Origin of the sequence: Alloalcanivorax gelatiniphagus (genome assembly GCF_005938655.1) — a bacterium.
Lineage (GTDB): Bacteria > Pseudomonadota > Gammaproteobacteria > Pseudomonadales > Alcanivoracaceae > Alloalcanivorax > Alloalcanivorax gelatiniphagus.
On the sequence record NZ_VCQT01000032.1, the window covers coordinates 36,169 to 55,543 of the forward strand.

Below are 19,375 nucleotides of genomic sequence, written 5' to 3' on the forward strand. Positions count from 1 at the left end.
CCGTTAACGGAAAGGCGCGGGGTCAACCACATCGAGCTGTTCCGGGTCCAGGGCGACGCGCGCGTAATCGCGCCACACTCCGGCGTCCAGAAACAGCCGGTAGAGGTCCGGATCAAGGTGCTGATTATCACGCATGCGTTGCATGATGCCCAGGGCCTCGGAGATTTTCAGCGGCGTTTTGTAGGGGCGCTCACGGGCGGTGAGCGCCTCGAACACGTCGGCGATGGCCATGATGCGCGCCGGAATCGACATCTGCTCGCGGGTCAGGCCGCGGGGAAAACCGCTGCCGTCCATGCGCTCGTGGTGGCCGCCGGCGTACTCCGGCACGCGCCGCAGTTTGCGCGGAAACGGCAGCGACTCCAGCATCTCCAGGGTCACGTCCATATGGCTGTTGATGATTTCCCGTTCCCGGTCGGTGAGGGTACCCCGGGTGATGCACAGGTTGGCCACCTCATCGTCGTTGAGCAGCGGCCGGACCTGCCCGTGGGCGTCGGTCCAGGGCCGCGCGGCGATCCGCCGCACCCGCTCGGTGTCGGCGGCGGCCATGGCCTCGCCACCTTTATTGATACGCTCCAGAAACGCCAGATCGGATTCCAGCCCGGCGATGTCCTGCTCCAGGCGGCGCCGGTGTTCCGGCTCCCGGGCCGGCTCGCTGAGCGACTCCCGTTCGTAGCGCCGCTCGGCTTCCACCCGCAGCGCCGAGAAACGCGCCGCCACCAGCTCGATGCGGTCGTGCAGCCCGTGGAGCTTGGTGGCCTTGTCGAGCACCGAATCGGGAATCGCCAGCTTGCCGCAGTCGTGCAGCCAGGCCGCCACCCTCAGTTCGTACCACTCGTCCTCGTCGAGCTGGAATGAGGAGAAGGTGCCGCCATCGTCGCAGGCGGCCCGGGCCAGTAATTCGGTCAGAAGAGGCACCCGCTCGCAGTGCGCGCTGGTGTGTGAGCTTTTCGCGTCAATGGCGCGGGCAAACACCCGCACGAAGGCGTCCAACAGGTCCTTGAGTTCCTGCACCAGCAGCAGATTATTGAGGGCGATGCCGGCGTAGCCGCCGAGGGCGCCGAGCAGAGTGCGGGTGCGCGCCGGAAACGGGCCGGGCCCGCTCTCGCCCCGGGCGTTGACCAGCTGCAGCACGCCCACCACCCGGCCCTCATGGTTGGTCAGCGGCACCAGCAGCAGGGACACCACCCGCGTCACCAGGCCGGGCACCAGCCGCGCCCGGTCGTCCTCCGGCAGGGCCGAGGGGTCCGCCAGATGCAGCATGGCGCCGTCTTCCACCACCCGCACCGCCGGATGGTCCCGGTGGGCCGCGTCCAGCGGCAGGCGCGGCAGGTCCGGGCCCGGGGCGGCGCTGCCCTCCTCGCCGGCGGTGATCTGACGCACGCATTCCAGCCACTCGTCCCGGGTATCGTCGCGCCGCAACCAGAGCACGCCGGCTTCGGCACGGGCCAGCTCAAGAGCCTCTTCCAGCACCGTGCGGGTCAACGGCGCCAGATCGCTTTGCGCATTAATCTGCCGGGCCACCCGCAACAGCGGCGGCAACCGGGTGCCGGGCACCTGTTCCAGCTTGTTCATGACGTCATTCCGTTGTCAGCCACGCCTAGGGAGCCTCCCGTGAACGCCGATCGGGCCCCGCGGAGCGGCCAGTGATCGAGCCCCGGCCGGCGGCGGCAACAAACCACGGCAACCCGCTTGAGACCACGCGGAATGCGACAGGCGTGATGCGGAAGCTCCCTAGCATAGGCACAGGCTGTCATGGTGGTAAAGCATGCTCGCTTGAACGGTGCCGGTCGATTGCCTACCATTCGTCGGTTCCGCAACCCTCAGCCTCGGACCCCATTTCATCCATGAGCGTGCAATACAGACTGCCCGATGGGGCAAATATGGAGTTTGATCAGCCGGCCTCCGGATTGGAGATCGCCGAGCGGATCAGCAAAAAACTCGCCAAGCAGGCCCTGGCCGTCAAGGCCGACGGGCACCTTACCGACGTCTATCTGCCGCTCACCGATGGAACCACCGTGGAAATCATCACCCGGGATCACGACGATGCCCTGGAGTTGATCCGCCACGATGCCGCCCATGTCATGGCCGAGGCGGTGCAAGAGCTGTTTCCCGATACCCAGGTGACCATCGGGCCGACCATCGAGAACGGCTTCTATTACGACTTCTACCGGGAAGAACCCTTCACCCCGGAGGATCTCACCGCCATCGAGAAGCGCATGCAGGAAATCGTGCGCCGCAACGAGCAGATCCGCCGGGAGGTCTGGGACCGGGACGAAGCGGTCAGCTTCTTCCTGGAAAAAGGCGAGGACTTCAAGGCGGAGATCATCCGCGACCTGCCCGCCGACCAGGAAGTGTCCCTGTACCGCCAGGGCGACTTTATCGACCTGTGCCGGGGCCCGCACCTGCCCGCCACCAGCAAGCTGGGTGACGGCTTCAAGCTGATGAAGGTGGCCGGCGCCTACTGGCGCGGCGACGCCAACAACGCCCAGCTGCAGCGCGTCTACGGCACCGCCTGGCGGGACAAGAAGGAACTCAACGCCTACCTGCAGCAGCTTGAGGAGGCCGCCAAGCGGGACCACCGCAAGCTGGGTAAGGAGATGGATCTGTTCCATCAGCAGGAAGAGGCCCCGGGCATGGTGTTCTGGCACCCGCGCGGCTGGGCCATCTGGCAGAAGGTGGAGCAGTACGTGCGCAAGGTCTACCGCAACAGCGGTTACCAGGAAGTGCGCGGCCCGCAGATCATGGATGTGAGCCTGTGGAAACGCTCCGGGCACTGGGACAACTACCAGGAAAACATGTTCTTCACCGAGTCCGAGAAACGGACCTACGCGGTGAAGCCCATGAACTGCCCGGGCCACGTACAGATCTACAACGCCGCCCTGCACAGCTACCGGGACCTGCCGATCCGCTACGCGGAATTCGGCGGCTGCCACCGCAACGAGCCCTCCGGTGCCCTGCACGGCATCATGCGGGTGCGCGCCTTTACCCAGGACGACGGCCATATCTTCTGCACCGAGGACCAGGTGGAAGGGGAAGTCACCGCCTTCCACAAACAGGCCATGGCGGTGTACGCCGACTTCGGCTTTGAGAACATCTCGGTGAAGCTGGCCCTGCGCCCGGAAAAACGCATCGGCACCGATGAAGCCTGGGACAAGGCGGAAAACGGCCTGCGCGCGGCGCTCAGCAACGCCGGCGTGGAATGGGAGGAACTGCCCGGCGAGGGCGCCTTCTACGGTCCCAAGATCGAATACCACCTCAAGGATTCCATCGGCCGCGCCTGGCAGATGGGCACCGTGCAGTTCGACCCGATGATGCCCGAGCGGCTCGACGCGGAGTACGTGGACGAGCACTCCCAACGGCAGCGGCCGATCATGCTGCACCGGGCCATCGTCGGCTCCATGGAACGCTTTATCGGCATTCTCATCGAGCACCACGCCGGCCATCTGCCGCTGTGGCTGGCGCCGGTGCCGGTGGTGATCGCCACCATCACCAACGCCGCCGACGACTATGCCCAGACCGTGAAGGAACAGCTGGAAGCCGCCGGCGTGACCGTGGAAATGGACCTGCGTAACGAGAAGATCGGCTACAAGGTGCGCGAGCACTCCCGCGCCAAGATCCCGGTGATCCTGGTACTCGGCAAGCAGGAAGCGGAGGAGCGCCAGGTGGCGATCCGCCGGCTGGGTTCCAAGGACACCGAAACCCTGGCCCTGGACCAGGCGGTGGCCGACCTGGCCGCCGCCACCCGGCTGCCGCTCTGACGGAGCGACCGTAGGAGCGACCGTAGGAGCGACTTCAGTCGCGATCAGCGCTTGCGGTAGCAGAGAGCAATCGCGACTGAAGTCGCTCCTACAAATACCTACGGGGCCAGCCCCAGCGTTTGGAGGCACCATGTTCAAAGAGAACGAACAGCAGGCGGAAGGGTTCAGCGTGGCGCTGGGCGCGGCGCTGGACGACCTGGCGTTCAACGATGCCGGCCTGGTGCCGGTGATCGCCCAGCAGCACGACAGCGGCGAGGTGCTGATGTTCGCCTGGATGAACCGGCAGGCCATCGAGGAGACCCTGCGCACCGGGCGGGTCTGTTATTACTCGCGCTCCCGGGGCAAGCTGTGGCGTAAGGGGGAGTCTTCCGGCCAGGTGCAGATGCTGCGCGAACTGCGCGTGGACTGCGACGGTGACGTGCTGCTGGCGCGGGTGGACCAGACCGGCCCGGCCTGCCACACCGGCCGTCGCGACTGTTTCTACTGGAAGCTGGATGGCGAGAAGGCGACCATCGACAAAGCACCGCTGATCGACCCGGCGGACCTTTACAAGAACTGACCACGGACGAAGTGCCTGTTCCATGCTGACATTGCACAACACCCTCACCGGACAGAAGGACGTTTTCCAGCCGCTGGACCCGGAGCGCGTGACGCTCTATGTGTGCGGCCCCACGGTCTATAACTACGTCCATATCGGCAACGCCCGCCCGGTGGTGGTGTTCGACGTGCTCTACCGGCTGCTGGCGCGGCTTTATCCCAAGGTGGTCTACGCCCGTAACATCACCGATATCGACGACAAGATCATCAACGCCTGCGCCGACTCCGGCGAGACCATGGAGGCCCTTACCGGCCGGTTCACCGCCGCCTTCCGCGAGGACATGGCCGCCCTGGGCGCCCTGGAGCCGTCGATCACGCCGCTGGCCACCGACCATATCGGCGACATGATCGCCATGATCGAAACCCTGATCAGCAAGGGCCATGCCTATGAGTCCCAGGGCCATGTGCTGTTCGCGGTGCAGTCCATGCCCGACTACGGCAAGCTCTCCGGGCGCAACCTGGAAGACATGCTGGCCGGCGCCCGGGTGGAAGTGGCCGACTACAAGCGCCACCCCGGCGACTTCGTGCTGTGGAAACCCAGCAGCGACGACCAGCCCGGCTGGGACTCCCCCTGGGGGCGCGGCCGCCCGGGCTGGCACATCGAATGCTCGGCGATGATCCACCGCCACCTGGGCGACGTGATCGACATCCACGGCGGCGGCCAGGACCTGATTTTCCCGCACCACGAAAACGAGATCGCCCAGGGCTGCTGCGCCCACGGCACCGAATACGTGCGCTACTGGATGCACAACGGCTATATCAATATCGACGGCGAGAAGATGTCCAAGTCCCTGGGCAACTTCCGGCTGGTGCGCGACCTGCTGCAGCACTATCCCGGCGAGGTACTGCGCTTCGCCCTGCTGTCCAGCCACTACCGCTCGCCGCTGAACTTTTCCGTGGAGCTGCTGGAGCAGGCACGCAGCAGCCTGGATTCGCTTTACTACGCGCTGCTGGGCCGGGGCCGCATCGTGCGCGCCGACCCGGATTACCGGCTGCCCGACGACCACCCGGTGGTCACCGCCCTGCTCGACGACCTGAACACCTCCGAGGCGATCAGCGCCCTGCACGCGGTGGCCGCCCGCCTGAACAAGGCAGAGCCGGACGACAAACCGGCCCTGAAGGCGGAGCTGCTGGCCGGCGCCGGCCTGCTGGGCCTGCTCGACGCGGACCCCACCGGCTGGTTCCAGAACAAGCAGGGCGGCGGCGAGGACGATCTGGACAACGCCACCATCGACGCCCTGGTGGCGGAGCGTAACCAGGCCAAGAAAGACCGGGATTTCGCCCGCGCCGACGACATCCGCGACCAGCTCAAGAACGCCGGCATCCAGCTCGAGGACACCCGCGAAGGGACCCGCTGGACCCGCGGCTGAGGGCCGGCCGGCGCCGGAGCCCGCGCTGGTTTTTGTTATAGTGTTCGGTTTATGATGGCTCGTTGAATTCACCTCCGTCTGCGGATGTCGCCGTGAAACCCGTTTTGCTTGCCGGTCTGCGGTTTTACCAACTGGTGCTCAGCCCCTGGGTGGGCAACCAGTGCCGCTTCTATCCGACCTGCTCGGAGTACGCCCGGCAGGCGGTGGAAACCCATGGCAGCCTGCGCGGCAGCGCCCTGGCGGCCAAACGGCTGTGCAAGTGCCACCCCTGGCATCCCGGCGGCTTCGACCCGGTGCCCGGCCGGGAAGCCGACCATGACTGAGCGCCGCCCCCACCTTCGTCTGTGGCTCGCCGCCCTGCTGCTTACGGCGCAGACCCTGGTGGCCTGGCACGGACCCAGTCATATTCTCGACGGCCATGGCCACGGCCCGGTGGCTCAGCAGGACTGCCAGGCACTGCACGGCCATGGCCTGGCCTGCGCGCCGACCGCTGATCTGCCGCCGGCACGCTTCACCCCCGCGCTCGCCGTTACGCCTCCGGTGGGCGCCCCCGATATCCTGCTGCCCCGGGTCCACCCCGCCCGCGCCCCACCGGTTTTCTCCTGATACCAACCCTTTGACGTTGTTCACACGGACCTTACCGGCATAACACCCCGGCCGTGCCTGTATCCAGGAGAGACCATGAAACGCGCAATTTTCCCCATGGCGGCCGCCACCCTGGCCGCCATGGGCGGGTCAGTGGCGTTTGCCCAGCCCGCTGATTCCAACGAAGCCCGCCTCGACGCGGTGGAAGTGTCCGCCCTGCCCCTGGGCAGCGATGCCAACCTGACCCCAGCCTCCTACGACCTGCTGGAAGACGACCTGCTGTTCCAGCAAAGCGAAGCGACCCTGGGCGATACCCTCAATGGCCTGCCCGGCGTGCACGCCGACACCTTCGGCGGCGGCAGCAGCCGGCCGGTGATTCGCGGCCAGACCGCCCCCCGGGTCAGCGTGCTGTCCGACGGCGCCCAGTTGTTCGATATGTCCGCCATCTCACCGGACCACGCCACCACCGTGGAGCCCATGCTCAGCCGCAAGGTGGAAGTGCTGCGCGGCCCGTCCACGCTGCTGTACGGCGGCGGCGCCATTGGCGGCGTGGTCAACGTGCTCGACAACAAGATTCCCACCCGCATGCCCGACGGGCCGGTGGAGGGATTCTTCGAAGGCCGCGGCAATACCGTGGCCGATGAAGGCGCCGCCGCCTTCGGCCTGACCACCCGTGCCGGCGACAACCTGGCCCTGCACGTGGAAGGGGCACGCCGGGACGCGGACGACTACGAGGTCAACGGTTTCACCGAGAAGACCATCGACGGCACCTGGGCGAAAAGCGACAACGGCAGCGTCGGCCTGTCCTGGATCGGTGACCGGGGTTATCTGGGCCTGGCCTATTCCTACCGGAGCGATCAGTACGGCCTGCCCGGCCACAGCCACGAGTTCGAGGGCTGCACCGCCAATGGCTCCAGCCTGGAATGCGCCGAGGAAGAACACGACCACGAGCATGGCGAACACGAAGCCCCGTTCGTGGACCTGGACAGCCGCCGGGTGGATCTGCGCGGCGAGTACCGGCAGCCGGTGGCCGGCATCGAGGCGGTACGCCTGCGCGCCAGCCACACGGATTATCGCCACCACGAGATCGAGGAAGGCGCCATCGGCACCACCTTCCGCCACCGGGGCGTGGACGCCCGGGTGGAAGCGGAGCACGCACCGGTGCTGGGCTGGCGCGGCACCTTCGGCACCCAGTTCACCGACGGGCAGATCGAAACCAGCGGCGAGGAAGCGGTGGTTCCAAAAACCGATACCCGCACCGCGGCCGTGTTCGCGGTGGAGCGCTACCGCTTCAATGAGCGCTGGCAGTTGGAAGCCGGTGCCCGCCTGGAACACCAGAAGCTGGACCCGGATGACGCTGACCGGCCGCTGCCTTCCTACAGCGAGTCCGCCACCTCCCTGTCCACGGCGCTGACCTGGGCGTTCCGCCCGGACTACAACGTGTCCGTGTCCCTGGCCCGGTCCGAAAGGCTGCCCCAGGCCCAGGAGGTGTATGCCCGGGGCGTGCACCTGGCCACCAACACCTATGAGTGTGGCCTGCTGGCGGACACCTTCACCTGCGGCGGCGCCGGCAACGACTCCAGCCTGAAAACCGAGACCTCCTACAACGCAGGCATCAACCTGCGCAAGGTGAGCGGTGACCTGACCTTCAACCTGGGCCTGTTCCACAACCGGGTGGACGACTACGTCTACGCCCGCACCCTGGATCAGATCGAGGAATTCCGCCTGATCAAATACAGCCAGGCGGACGTGGAATTCACCGGCGCCGAAGCGGAGGCCACCTACCAGTGGACCGACCGCGTCTCCACCACCCTGTTCGGCGACACCGTGCGCGCCGAGTTCAAGGACGGCGGCGACAGCCTGCCGCGCATCCCGGCCCACCGGCTGGGCGCCCGGGTAAACACCTTCTGGCGCGCGTTCGACGGCGAAGTGGAGTTCTACCGGGTGTTCGCCCAGGACGACATCGCCGCCTTCGAGACCCGCACCCCGGGCCACGACATGCTCAATGCCACGGTGAGCTACACCTTCACCGGCAAACCCCAATACAACGTCTTCCTGCGGGCCAGCAATCTGCTCGGCGAGGAAGTGTGGAACCACGCGTCCTTCCTGGCGCGCACCGTCCCGGAACCCGGTCGCAACCTGACCGCCGGCGTGCGCATGACCTTTTGACGCGATCCACTGAAAAACGAATTCGGAGACCACGATGAAACGCTATTTTTCCCCCACCGGCGCCGCCCTGCTGGCGGCATCGGTGCTGCTTGCCGCCTGCAACAACGACACCGGCAGCACCGAGCTGCCCGGCGACCACCACGACCATGACCATGAGCACGGCGAAGCCGCCGGCCGGCTGGTGTTCACCCACGCCGACGGCGCCAACTCCCGGGTCTATGTGCATGATCTGGAAAGCGGCCAAACGGTGGGCGACTTCGCCCTGGTGCACCCGGCCACCGGCGTCTACACCAGCCCCGAAGGCCGCTATGCGGTGATCGTGCAGCGCGACAACGACCAAGTGGAGTTCCTGGACAGCGGCATCTACCCGCACGGCGACCATGTCCACGAAGACGAGCCGGCCCTGCTCGGCTTCACCCTGAACGGCGTGGCGCCCACCCACTACCGCAGCAACGGTGAGTACGCCGCGCTCTACTTCGATGGCGACAACGGCGCCGGTCAGATGAGCAGCTTCCAGCTGTTCAGCGACGAGAGCCTGGCCGACGGTGGCGTGCTGGCGTCCCAGACCCTGGACACTGCCCACCATGGCGTGGCCGAGCCCCTGGACGGCCTGGTGCTGGCCAGCCACGCCAGCACCAGCGGCGGTTCCGCCGACGGCGTCACGGTGTTCGAACTGCACGGCGATCACTTCCACGGCGAGGGCGAGCTGGCCACCGCCTGCCCGGGGCTGCACGGCGCCGCCACCCACGGGGCCTATAGCGTGTTCGGCTGCCAGGACGGCGTGCTGGTGGCGGAGCTGCACGGCGACCACTTCCACGACGCCAAGGTGGCGGTGCCGGAGCGGATCGCCACGGTGCTGGGTCATCCGGACGTGGAGACGCTGATCGGTGTGTCCTACCCGGACGGCAACCTGTACGCCATCGATCCGGAGGCGGGCACCGCCACCCAGGTGGACTGGCGGGACGGCGCCGTGGACGGCGGCGGTGACCCGGTGACGCCGAAGGCCCAGGCGTTCGATGCCCACGGTGAGCATCTGCTGGTGCTGGACAGCGAGGGCAGTCTGCATGTGCTGGAGACCTCTGACTGGTCCCATCGCGCCGCCCTGGCCCTGCTCAGCACGGTTCCCAGCGCCGGCCCGGCACCGGCCCTGGCGGTGAGCGGCGCCGGTGATCAGGCATACGTCAGCGACCCGGCGGCCCAGGCCCTGCACATCATCGACCTGGAAGCGCTGTCCGTGGAGACCGAGGATCTGGACTTCGCCCCCACCGGGCTGGCCTGGACCGGCGTCGTGGGGGACCATGACCACGGCGGGGAAGACGGCGAGCACGATCACGAGCATTGATCGGCGTCACACCCCTTTCGCGACTGAAGTCGCTCCTACAGTACGATACCCGCCGTAGGAGCGACTTCAGTCGCGATACACCGCGTCGCCCCTCTTGCCGCGTCGCCCCCTCTTGCCGCGTCGCCATTGACGCGGCTTTTCACTACAATGAGGCTCGTCCTCAAAGCAGTGGAACTCGGAGTCTCTCATGAAACGATGGCTGTTGGCCGCGGGCCTTGCCCTGCCCTTTTCCGTTCTTTCCGCCCCGGCCCTGGCGGCGGGTTACGCCGGCCTGGATTACGTCAGCGCGGACATCAGTCCCGATCGCGGCGGCAGCGCCGATCCGTCCGCTCTGCAATTCAAGTTCGGCAGCTGGATCAACCGCAACGAAACCCTGGGCGGCGAGCTGCGCCTGGGCCTGGGCATCGGCGACGACAGCCTGGGCGGCGGCGTTGACGTGGAAATCGACCGCTACTACGGCGCCTATTTCCGTGGCCAGTTTCCCAACACCCTGCCGGTGCGTCCCTACGGCCTGATCGGCCTGACCCGCGTGGAAACCACCGTCGACTATCCGGACGGCGGCTCCAGCGGCGACAACTACAGCGGCCTGTCCCTGGGCCTGGGCGCCGACATCAGCCTCACCGACGTGGTGTTCCTGAGCGTGGAATACCTGCGCGCGGTGGACAGCGGCGGTGATGAGATCAACAACATCGGGGTCGGCCTGAACGGCAGGTTCTAAGCTGCAAGCTGCAAGCTGCAAGCTGCAAGCCCAGAAAGCATGACGGCCCCTTCGGGGCCGTCATGCTGTTCAGAGGTGTTAAGCCTGTAGCCTGAAGCTTGAGGCTTGAAGCTCCCCGTCAGGGGATAGGCAGGTACCCGCCGTCCACCTGCTTGGTGACGATCGCCACCGCGTTGTGGGCGTGCAGGCTTTCCAGGTGGTTCACGCGCAGCCAGAAATCCTTGTAGCAGGGCTGCGGGTCCAGGGCCTGCTTGAGGCGCCGGGCGGCGTCTTCGCAGAACATCAGGTTCTTACCGTTGAGCTTGGCGAATTCCTGCTCGTCCACCCGTTTCACGGCGGTCTGCACCGGCGTCTTCAGCGCCCCTTCGATGGTGTCGATCAGGGCGGTGATCGGAAACGCCTCGTCGCAGCCGGCATCCAGCAGCACCCGCACCTGCGCCACGGAGCGCTGGCTGTGGGGGGTGGCCATGATGCCTTCCTCGGTGCCCAGCCATTCGAACACCTTGTCCACGTCCACCTGGCTGTCCTTGCCGAAGTCCTCGCGGAACTGTTCCTGGATCAGTTGCCGGGCCAGGGCCGCGGAACAGGGGCAGGTGGAGGAATACGGCACTTCCACCGCCAGTTCGATGCGCAGGCCATCCGGGGCCATGGTGGCCTTGATGGTGACCGGGTAGCTCTTCCAGCCGGCGTAGCTGCTCTTCAGCGCCGGGCGGCGCATGGAATACTCGAAATCGAACTGCACGAACGCCTTGTCGCTGAGGCCGTCGTGGGTTTCCAGGAAGTTGTTCAGCAGCTGTTCGATGGAGTGGGCGCTCACCGAGTGATCGCCGAACGTCTCTTCCAGCATCAGATACAGCCGGGACATGTGAATGCCCTTGGCGTCCGGGTTGGACAGGCTCACATAGGCCTGAATGGAGGTGCTCACCGGGCGCTCACCGGCCAGGGTATCGCTGATCCGGGCCGGCAGATGGATTTCACTCATGCCCACCCAATCCAGGGTGCTGTGCAGGTGGTCCACCATGGAATTGGTCGCCACATCGGGCATGGATTTGGTGGTATCCGCACCACTATCGCGCTTCATGGGAATCTCCGTAGGGACGACGGCGGCGAATCATGACGCCGATCAGGTGAAGGGAATGCCAACCTGACTGTCATCGACCGATCACAAAGGGACGCGAAGTGTAGCAGAATCACCGGCACAAATAGACCTTTCGGGACGCGGGCTTTGGCAATGGCGCCGACAGGCCGGAACTATCAGAAACGGGCCGCCCATAGCGGCCCGCCGGGCTAGAGCAGCGATTCCGGGTCGTCTTCCGGGCGGCCCACCACCTCCTGGAAGCGCTCCAGCTCGCGCAGCGGCACGAACATTTCCTCCGCCCGGGCGTGGCGCCGCAGGGCCTCGGAAATGCTCACCGCCTGCTCCAGGTCACGCAGGGCGTTGTCGTTTTCACCCAGGCCGGCCCAGGCACAGGCGCGCTGATAGAGAGCGTGGGCGTTGTCCTCGTCCACCTCCAGCACCCGGTCGCACAGGCTCAGCGCCCAGCGCTGCTCGCCCAGCTCCAGGGCGGCATCGGCCTTCCAGGCCAGCGCCTCCGGGTCGTCCGGGCGCAGCTCCAGGATCCGATCGTAGAGCTCGATCTTCTCCTTGTAGCTGCCTTCCTTGGTGGCTTTCAGCCACAGGCTGTGGATCTCGTTGGTGCGCTCGATCTCTTCCTGGTTCTCGGCGATGGTGCGGGATTTCTGGCGCAGCTCCTGCTCCAGATCCACCAGCCGCGATTCGTATTCCACGGTCAGCCGCGACATTTCCTTCTCCGCGTAGACGCGGATGTTGTCCTTGAGATCGCGGATCGTGGACCAGCCCACCAGCGCCAGAATCGAGGCGGCGCCGGCGATCAGGTAGAAGAAGTAGGTCACCGTGTTGGTGGCGTAGCCCATGGCCTTGTCAGCCACCTCCAGCTCCCGGTCGGTGACGATGCGGTTCATGTCGTTGCGGTATTCCATCATGTCCTGACGGATGGACCGCAGCTCGCCGAGAATCCAGTTTTCCCGGAACTGGGAAATCACCGGACCCTTCTCGATCTCGCTCTGCGCTTCCGGGCGGGACTCGGCGGGCTCCGACTGGGCCGTGGCCATGGCACCCATGGTCATCAACAGCACCCAGATTCCCACCTTCAGGCATGGCTTGAACAAGACCGCTTCCTCTTTATTGCTGATTCGCCACGGCAACGGCCGTGGCCGGGAAAAACCGCGAGTATGGTGGCATTAAGACCCGGTGTTCGCCAGCCTGAACACGGCAAACGCGAACCGGAGCGCGCTTGACAGGCTTTCCTCGATGCAATGTAGTGAGTTGCTCCCCGCATGCCAACATCAAGGAGTTTCATGAGAATGCATCGACTCATGGGCGCCACCGCCGCGCTGGCGCTGATGGCGCTCAGCGCCGCCGCCAGCGCGGAAACCTGGCGCCTGGGCCTGGAGGAAATCGAGGGCAGCGTCCAGCACCGCTACGCCGAGCGCTTCAAGGAACTGGTTGAGAAGCGCAGCGACGGCGACATCACCGTGCGCTTGCTGCCCTACGGCACCTGGGGCTCCACCTACACGGCCCTCTACGACGCGGTCCAGAACGGCGCCATTCAACTGGGCTTCGGTTCCGGCGCCCTGGGCGGCACGGTGCCGGAAAGCCAGCTGCTCAACCTGAACTTCGTGATGCCCGCCGACCAGTGGCGCACCGCCAAGGTGCTCAACTCGGATGCGTTCCTGAAAAGCGAGGCCTGGCAGCAGTCGTTCCGCCAGCGCGATCTGGTGCCCCTGGCGGAGCTGCCCGAGGGTTATCAGGTGTGGACCGCCAACAAGCCGATTCGCCAGCCGGCGGACATGAAGGGCCTGAAAATCCGCGTCATGGACAACAGCCTGCTGCGCGCCACTTATAAGGCCTATGGCGCCGCGCCCACCACCATCGCCTACGGCGAACTGTACAGCGCCCTGCAGCAGGGCCAGGCGGAAGCCAACATCCAGCCGGTGTTCGCCCACCAGGAGATGGGCTTCTACGAGGTGCAGGAGTACATGATCTTCGCCCGCCAGTCCCAGTTCGTGGCCACGCTGATGGGCAATGAACAATGGTACGACGGCCTCTCCGAGGAGCGCCGGGCGATGATCGACAAGGTGGTCGCCAAGCTGGTGCGTGAAGGCCATGACATGCAGACCAGCTTCAACAAGAAGCGGCTCAAGGCGATCAAGAAGGCCAGCGACATCCAGATCATCGAACTGGACGACGCCCAGCGCCAGGCGTTTCGCGACAAGGCCCGGCCGGTGCGCCAGACCTACATCGACGAAGTGGGCGAGCGCGGCCAACAGGCCCTGGACACCCTGCTCAAGGCGTTCGGAACCGCCGGCGACCAGTAAACAACGAAAGCTGTTTGTAGGAGCGACTTCAGTCGCGATAACCGCCTCCGATGATCGCGGCTAAAGCCGCTCCTACTGCCTCCCACTGAACACGGAAAACCTCAAAGGCTGCCCAGGGACGGCAGCCACAGGGAGATCTGCGGGTAGGCGATCAGGATCACCGTGGCCAGCATCAGGATCAGGATGAACGGCGGCGTGCCCCGGATCACTTCCAGGTAGGGCCGGCGGAACACGGCGATGGCGGTGAAAATATCGCAGCCGAACGGCGGCGTGGCGGAGCCGATGGCCGCCTGCAGGGTGACGATCACCCCCACGTGCACCGGGTCCAGGGCGGCGGATTGCACCAGCGGTTTGAAGATCGGCACCAGAATCAGGATCACCACGATCGGGTCGACGAACATACAGCCGATAAAGAACGCCACCGCGATCAGCGCCAGCGCCGCGGTCTTGTTGTCGCCGATGGCCTCGATGGCCGGCCCCAATACCGCCTCCGGCACCCCGGCGGTGCCCAGGGTATGGGAGAAGGCGGCGCCGATGGCCACCAGGATGAACACCACCGCGGTGATCATCCCCGACGACAGCGCCAGGCCGCCCAGGTCGCGGATGCTCACCTTCCGATAGATCAGCACCTCCAGCACCAGGGCGTAGGCCACCGCCACGGCGGACGCCTCCACCGCACTGAAGAAGCCCAGGTAAATGCCGCCCACCACCAACACCGGAAAGCCCAAGGGCAGAATCGCGCCACCCACGGCCTTGAAGCGTTCTTCCCAGCTGGCGCGCGGCTCCGGCTCGATACCCTGGACCCGGGCGCCGATCCAGCAGTAGGCGGCGAACATCAGCAGAATCAGGATGCCGGGCAGAATACCGGCCAGGAACAGGTCGCCGATGGAGGTGCCCATCACCACGCCATAGACAATAAAACCGATGCTGGGCGGAATCAGCAGGGCAATATCACTGGCGTTGATGATCAGCGCCAGGGCGAAACTGTCGGAATAGCCCTTGGCCAGCAGGCGCGGGCGCATGGGCCCGCCCATGGCGACCACGGTGGCCTGGGTGGAGCCGGAGACCGCGCCGAACATGGCGCAACCCGCCGCCGTGGTGATCGGCAGCCCGCCGCGCCAGTGGCGGCTGAACACGTCCACCAGATCCAGCAGCCGATTGGCGGTGTGCCCCTTGGTGAGAATATCCGCGGCGAAGATAAACATGGGCACCGCCGCCAGCACCCAGCTGCCGACCCCGGTGATCATCCAGGTGATGGCCTGGTCGGGGCCGAAGAAGGTCAGCCCGGAGAACATCATGAACAGGGTGCCCACCGCCAGCGGCACCATCATCGGGTAACCCAGCAGCAGCAGAACCAACATGATCAGGGCGAGAGCGATCAGCATGACGGCGCCCTCCGGCCCGGTCGCGATTCAGACACGGTCATCGCCGGCCCCTCCCATTTCCCCGCCGTGCACCGGCGTGTCCGAATAGGTTTCCTGTTCGTTGAAGGAGCGCCAGATCCCCGGCGACAGGGCATTGCGCGCCAGGGTCAGCAGATACTGCACCCCGGCCAGCCCGAACCCGGCGGGCAGCGCCAGGTAGACGATCCACATGGGCAGGCCCAGGGATGAACTGACCCGCCCCCGGTCGTGGATCGCCACCACGTACTGCCCGGACTTCCAGGCGAAATAGAACATCAGGGCGGCGGTGCCGGCGCAGATCAGCATCAGCAACCCCTTGCGGGCCTTGCCGTGCAACTGCTCGTACAGCGCGGACATGCGGATATGACGGGCATGGCGGGCGGCGTAGCTGACCCCCACGAAGGTCATCACCACGATCAGCATCTCGGTGACCTCGTAGGTACCGGGAATGCCCCGCTCGAACAACAACTGCCCCACCACATGGGCACTCATCAGCAGCGCCATGATCAGAACCGTGCCGCCGATGATCAGCCGTTCGATCACCCCGATGACCCGATCCAAAGCGGCCAAACAGGCCAGCAAGCCTTTGAAAACGTTATCCATCGCTAAATACAACCACAATGTTTACCCGCCCGGCAACGGGCGCTGTTCACCCACCGGATAGCGCCCGGGATGGCGCCCGCCCCAACAAGTACTTTGACATCTAAATGTTATAGCTCTAAACTAGCCTACCACTTATCGCAAGGAATCGCTCGGTCATGCCGTTGTTCTCCGGCTACATCCTGAATGTAAAATCATTTTTTACATCAAAATGACGCTGCAGCAACACGGTCATATTAGTTTGTTATCCAGAGAATTAACGATCATGGCCCGACACGACGAAGTGCTGATTGCCCTACGCCAAATCATCCGCGCCACGGACCTGTACTCGCGCAAGCTGAGTAAGGTCGCCGGCCTCACGGCGCCCCAGTTGCTGATCCTCCAGGCGATAGCCTCCCGGGGAGAAATGACCATGGGCGATATCGCCACCGAGGTATCGGTGAGCCAGGCCACCGTGACCACCATCCTGGACCGCCTCGAGAAGCGCGAGCTGATCGAACGCAAAAGGGGTGAGCGGGATAAACGGCGGGTCTATGCTTATTTGACCGACGCCGGCCGCGACATCATGGAGCGGGCCCCGACCCCCTTGCAGGACGAGTTCATGGACCGTTTTGCCCGGCTCGAGGATTGGGAGCAGTCGTTGATTCTCAGCTCCCTGCAACGGGTCGCGGCGATGATGAACGCCGGCGACATCGATGCATCGCCGGTGCTGGATCTGGGCGCCATCGACCGTATTCAGCCCAATGGCGACGGCCAGCGCCGCCGCCGAAACCCTTCATCCTTTCAACCTGACCACAAGTGAAACTCATGCCATCAGACGATCAAAAAGGGGCATCGACCCCCGCCGACATCAAAAAAGAGATCATTCTGCGCAAGCCTGAAAGTCAGGATGGGCCGCGGGTGCACAAGCTGATTTCCGAGTGCAAGCCGCTGGACGAGAACTCGGTGTATTGCAACCTGCTGCAGTGCACGCATTTCGCGGACACCTCCGTGGCGGCCGAGATGGATGGCGAACTGGTGGGTTTCATTTCCGGCTACATCCCGCCCAAGCAGCAGAACACGCTGTTCGTCTGGCAGGTGGCGGTGCACTCCAAGGCCCGCGGTCACGGCCTGGCCAAGCGCATGCTGGCCAACCTGATCGAGCGCGAGGAAAGCCGGGATGTGCAGTTTATCGACACCACCATCACCCCGGATAATGAAGCATCCTGGGGGATGTTCCGCAGCTTCGCCTACGAACGCCGGATGCCCACCGAGGAGTTCATTCTGTTCGACTCGCGCCTCCACTTCGCGGGCCAGCACAACGACGAACACCTTCTGCGGATCGGCCCGTTCAACCGGGACGACGCCTGAGCGTAAAGAACGCCTGAACATCGAATTGAATTGACTGAATCTGACCAGACAGCGAAAGAGAGGTAGAAAAGCCATGGATACCGAAATTTTTGAGAATATCGAATCCGAAGTACAGAGTTACGCACGCAGCTTCCCGGTGGTCTTCGACAAGGCCCAGGGCAGCTACCTGTACGACGAGGACGGCAACCGCTACCTGGACTTTCTGGCCGGCGCCGGCACCCTGAACTACGGGCACAACAACCCGGTACTCAAGGAAGTGCTGCTGGAGTACATCCAGAACGACAAGATCGTGCACGGCCTGGACATGCACACCGTCGCCAAGCGTGACTTCCTGGAAGCCCTGGACGAGCACATCCTCAAGCCCCGCGAGATGGACCACGTGGTGCAGTTCACCGGCCCCACCGGCACCAACGCGGTGGAAGCGGCGCTGAAAATCGCCCGTAACATCAAGGGCCGCGAGAACATCATCAGCTTCACCAACGGCTTCCACGGCGTCAGCCTGGGTGCCCTGTCCGCCACCGGTAACAGCCACCACCGTGGCGTGGCCGGCGTCACCATGGGCGGCGTCAGCGTGATGCCCTATGACGGCTACCTGGGCGATGCCTTCGACACCACCGAGTACCTGGACAAGGTGCTGTGCGACTCCTCCAGCGGCGTCGACCACCCCGCCGCGGTGATCGTGGAAACGGTGCAGGGCGAGGGCGGCATCAACGCGGCCAGCTTCGAATGGCTGCGTAACCTGGAACGGGTCTGCCGCAAGCACGACATGCTGCTGATCCTGGACGACATCCAGGCCGGCTGTGGCCGTACCGGCACCTTCTTCAGCTTTGACAACGTGGGCATCAAGCCGGACATCATCACCCTGTCCAAGTCGCTCAGCGGCTATGGCCTGCCGTTCGCCGTGGTACTGCTCAAGCCGGAACTGGACCTGTGGAAGCCGGGCGAGCACAACGGCACCTTCCGTGGCCACAACCTGGCCTTCGCCACCGCCGCCAAGGCCCTGACCCACTTCTGGAGCGACGACACCTTCGCCAAGGAAGTGCAGAAGAAAGGTGGCATCATCACCGAGCGCTTCCGTGACATCGCCGGCGCCTACGAGGACCACTGGTTCTACCTGAACGGCCGCGGCATGATGCAGGGCCTGGTATGCCGTGACGGTGAGCTGGCCGAGGAAATCACCAAGGCCGCCTTCAAGCGCAAGCTGGTGATCGAAACCTCCGGCGCCGACGACCAGGTGATCAAGACCCTGTGTCCGCTGACCGTGTCCGAGGAAGAGCTCCACGAGGCCATGGACATCATCAAGGAAAGCGTGGCCGAGGTCATGAAGGACCGGATCAAGCGCGGCGACGCCCACTCCGTTTCCAGCCTCGCCGGCTGAACCCTGGTTCCCCGCCGGCCCCACCGGGGCCGGCACCCTCTCTTTTTCCCGATTCCCTTATTCAGTCCCCTGGAGGTCCCAGATGATTGTTCGTACCCTGGCGGAAGCCGAAAAATCCGAACGTCGCGTGGTTGCCGAGAACGGCAACTGGCAATCCGTGCGCCTGTCCCTGAAAGAAGACAAGATGGGCCACTCCTTCAACATCACCACCATCTTCAAGGGCACCAAGACCCACATCAAATACGCCAACCACTGGGAATCCGTGTACGTGATTTCCGGCAAGGGCAAAATCGAGATGGTGGAAACCGGTGATGTGTACGAACTGACCCCGGGCACCATCTACCTGCTCGACCAGCACGACGAGCACTACCTGTACGGTGGCGAGAACGAAGACATGGTGGTGGCCTGCGCCTTCACCCCGCCGCTGAGCGGTAAGGAAGTGCACGACGAAAACGGTGTTTACCCCGCCGACCTGGACTGATTCACAGCCCGGACGGTGCGAACACCGAAGCGGAGCCCCTGGCTCCGCTTTTTTTTGGTTCATCGCACTTTGGCGGGAAATCGATGCGAGGGGTCTCTATCCGGGACGCGGATCTGTGTGGGTGCCTTCCGGGATCGCTCAAGCCGTCCCTGGGCGCTCCCGTTTTTGGCATCCCTGCCAAAAAGGGTCCCGGAAGGCACCCCCCCCTCTCCGCTTCGAGGTTTT

General features: G+C 64.9%; 18 protein-coding genes. 13 read left to right on the forward strand and 5 right to left on the reverse strand.

Going from position 1 to position 19,375, the window contains the following annotated elements:
- Positions 1 to 3: 3 nt before the first annotated feature.
- Positions 4 to 1,572 carry an HD-GYP domain-containing protein gene (locus FGS76_RS10220; protein WP_138772540.1) on the reverse strand — a complete coding sequence of 523 codons (1,569 nt, stop codon included), beginning with the start codon at positions 1,570 to 1,572 and terminating at the stop codon, positions 4 to 6.
- A gap of 272 nt (positions 1,573 to 1,844) precedes the next feature.
- On the opposite strand from FGS76_RS10220, the gene thrS reads away from it, so the two are divergent.
- From thrS to FGS76_RS10260, 8 genes are all read left to right on the forward strand, one after another.
- Complete coding sequence (thrS, locus tag FGS76_RS10225; RefSeq protein WP_138772541.1) at positions 1,845 to 3,758, forward strand: threonine--tRNA ligase; 1,914 nt, start codon at positions 1,845 to 1,847, stop codon at positions 3,756 to 3,758.
- Between the two features lie 130 nt (positions 3,759 to 3,888).
- Entirely contained in the window at positions 3,889 to 4,317 is a 429-nt protein-coding gene (hisI, locus tag FGS76_RS10230) for a phosphoribosyl-AMP cyclohydrolase (protein WP_138772542.1), read from the forward strand.
- A 22-nt stretch (positions 4,318 to 4,339) separates the two neighbouring features.
- Positions 4,340 to 5,725 (forward strand): cysteine--tRNA ligase, encoded by a 1,386-nt coding sequence (gene cysS / locus FGS76_RS10235; RefSeq protein WP_138772543.1) that lies wholly within the window; start codon positions 4,340 to 4,342, stop codon positions 5,723 to 5,725.
- 92 nt (positions 5,726 to 5,817) lie between these two features.
- Positions 5,818 to 6,048 carry a membrane protein insertion efficiency factor YidD gene (gene yidD, locus FGS76_RS10240; RefSeq protein ID WP_138772544.1) on the forward strand — a complete coding sequence of 77 codons (231 nt, stop codon included), beginning with the start codon at positions 5,818 to 5,820 and terminating at the stop codon, positions 6,046 to 6,048.
- Positions 6,041 to 6,331, forward strand: a complete 291-nt coding sequence (locus tag FGS76_RS10245; protein WP_138772545.1) for a hypothetical protein — start codon at positions 6,041 to 6,043, stop codon at positions 6,329 to 6,331. The genes yidD and FGS76_RS10245 overlap by 8 nt, the downstream gene beginning before the upstream one ends.
- A 75-nt stretch (positions 6,332 to 6,406) precedes the next feature.
- Complete coding sequence (locus tag FGS76_RS10250; RefSeq protein WP_138772546.1) at positions 6,407 to 8,479, forward strand: TonB-dependent receptor domain-containing protein; 2,073 nt, start codon at positions 6,407 to 6,409, stop codon at positions 8,477 to 8,479.
- Positions 8,480 to 8,513: 34 nt separating this feature from the next.
- On the forward strand, positions 8,514 to 9,821 hold the full coding sequence (locus FGS76_RS10255) for a hypothetical protein (protein ID WP_138772547.1): 1,308 nt from the start codon (positions 8,514 to 8,516) through the stop codon (positions 9,819 to 9,821).
- A gap of 187 nt (positions 9,822 to 10,008) precedes the next feature.
- Entirely contained in the window at positions 10,009 to 10,539 is a 531-nt protein-coding gene (locus tag FGS76_RS10260) for a porin family protein (protein WP_138772548.1), read from the forward strand.
- A 118-nt stretch (positions 10,540 to 10,657) separates the two neighbouring features.
- On the opposite strand, the gene folE2 is transcribed toward FGS76_RS10260, so the two are convergent.
- Together folE2 and FGS76_RS10270 are read right to left on the reverse strand one after the other, a co-directional pair.
- Positions 10,658 to 11,620 (reverse strand): GTP cyclohydrolase FolE2, encoded by a 963-nt coding sequence (gene folE2, locus FGS76_RS10265; RefSeq protein WP_138772549.1) that lies wholly within the window; start codon positions 11,618 to 11,620, stop codon positions 10,658 to 10,660.
- 206 nt (positions 11,621 to 11,826) lie between these two features.
- Positions 11,827 to 12,729: a tetratricopeptide repeat protein gene (locus FGS76_RS10270; RefSeq protein WP_240692500.1), complete on the reverse strand. Its 903-nt coding sequence runs from the start codon at positions 12,727 to 12,729 to the stop codon at positions 11,827 to 11,829.
- A 195-nt stretch (positions 12,730 to 12,924) separates the two neighbouring features.
- On the opposite strand from FGS76_RS10270, the gene dctP reads away from it, so the two are divergent.
- Complete coding sequence (gene dctP, locus FGS76_RS10275) at positions 12,925 to 13,938, forward strand: TRAP transporter substrate-binding protein DctP (protein ID WP_338081328.1); 1,014 nt, start codon at positions 12,925 to 12,927, stop codon at positions 13,936 to 13,938.
- 101 nt (positions 13,939 to 14,039) lie between these two features.
- On the opposite strand, the gene FGS76_RS10280 is transcribed toward dctP, so the two are convergent.
- Together FGS76_RS10280 and FGS76_RS10285 are read right to left on the reverse strand one after the other, a co-directional pair.
- On the reverse strand, positions 14,040 to 15,323 hold the full coding sequence (locus tag FGS76_RS10280) for a TRAP transporter large permease (protein ID WP_138772551.1): 1,284 nt from the start codon (positions 15,321 to 15,323) through the stop codon (positions 14,040 to 14,042).
- A gap of 27 nt (positions 15,324 to 15,350) precedes the next feature.
- The gene (locus FGS76_RS10285; protein WP_138772552.1) at positions 15,351 to 15,944 is read right to left on the reverse strand and encodes a TRAP transporter small permease; all 594 of its coding nucleotides are present in this window, start codon (positions 15,942 to 15,944) and stop codon (positions 15,351 to 15,353) included.
- A gap of 262 nt (positions 15,945 to 16,206) precedes the next feature.
- Between FGS76_RS10285 and FGS76_RS10290 the strand changes: the two genes are divergently transcribed.
- The 4 genes from FGS76_RS10290 to FGS76_RS10305 all read left to right on the forward strand — a co-directional run bounded on the left by FGS76_RS10290 (position 16,207) and on the right by FGS76_RS10305 (position 19,150).
- Complete coding sequence (locus FGS76_RS10290; protein ID WP_138772553.1) at positions 16,207 to 16,743, forward strand: MarR family winged helix-turn-helix transcriptional regulator; 537 nt, start codon at positions 16,207 to 16,209, stop codon at positions 16,741 to 16,743.
- A gap of 5 nt (positions 16,744 to 16,748) precedes the next feature.
- On the forward strand, positions 16,749 to 17,291 hold the full coding sequence (gene ectA / locus FGS76_RS10295) for a diaminobutyrate acetyltransferase (RefSeq protein WP_205717236.1): 543 nt from the start codon (positions 16,749 to 16,751) through the stop codon (positions 17,289 to 17,291).
- 73 nt (positions 17,292 to 17,364) lie between these two features.
- Entirely contained in the window at positions 17,365 to 18,669 is a 1,305-nt protein-coding gene (gene ectB / locus FGS76_RS10300; RefSeq protein ID WP_138772554.1) for a diaminobutyrate--2-oxoglutarate transaminase, read from the forward strand.
- Between the two features lie 82 nt (positions 18,670 to 18,751).
- Positions 18,752 to 19,150, forward strand: coding sequence for an ectoine synthase (locus tag FGS76_RS10305; RefSeq protein ID WP_138772555.1), 399 nt, complete (start codon positions 18,752 to 18,754; stop codon positions 19,148 to 19,150).
- Positions 19,151 to 19,375: the final 225 nt, after the last annotated feature.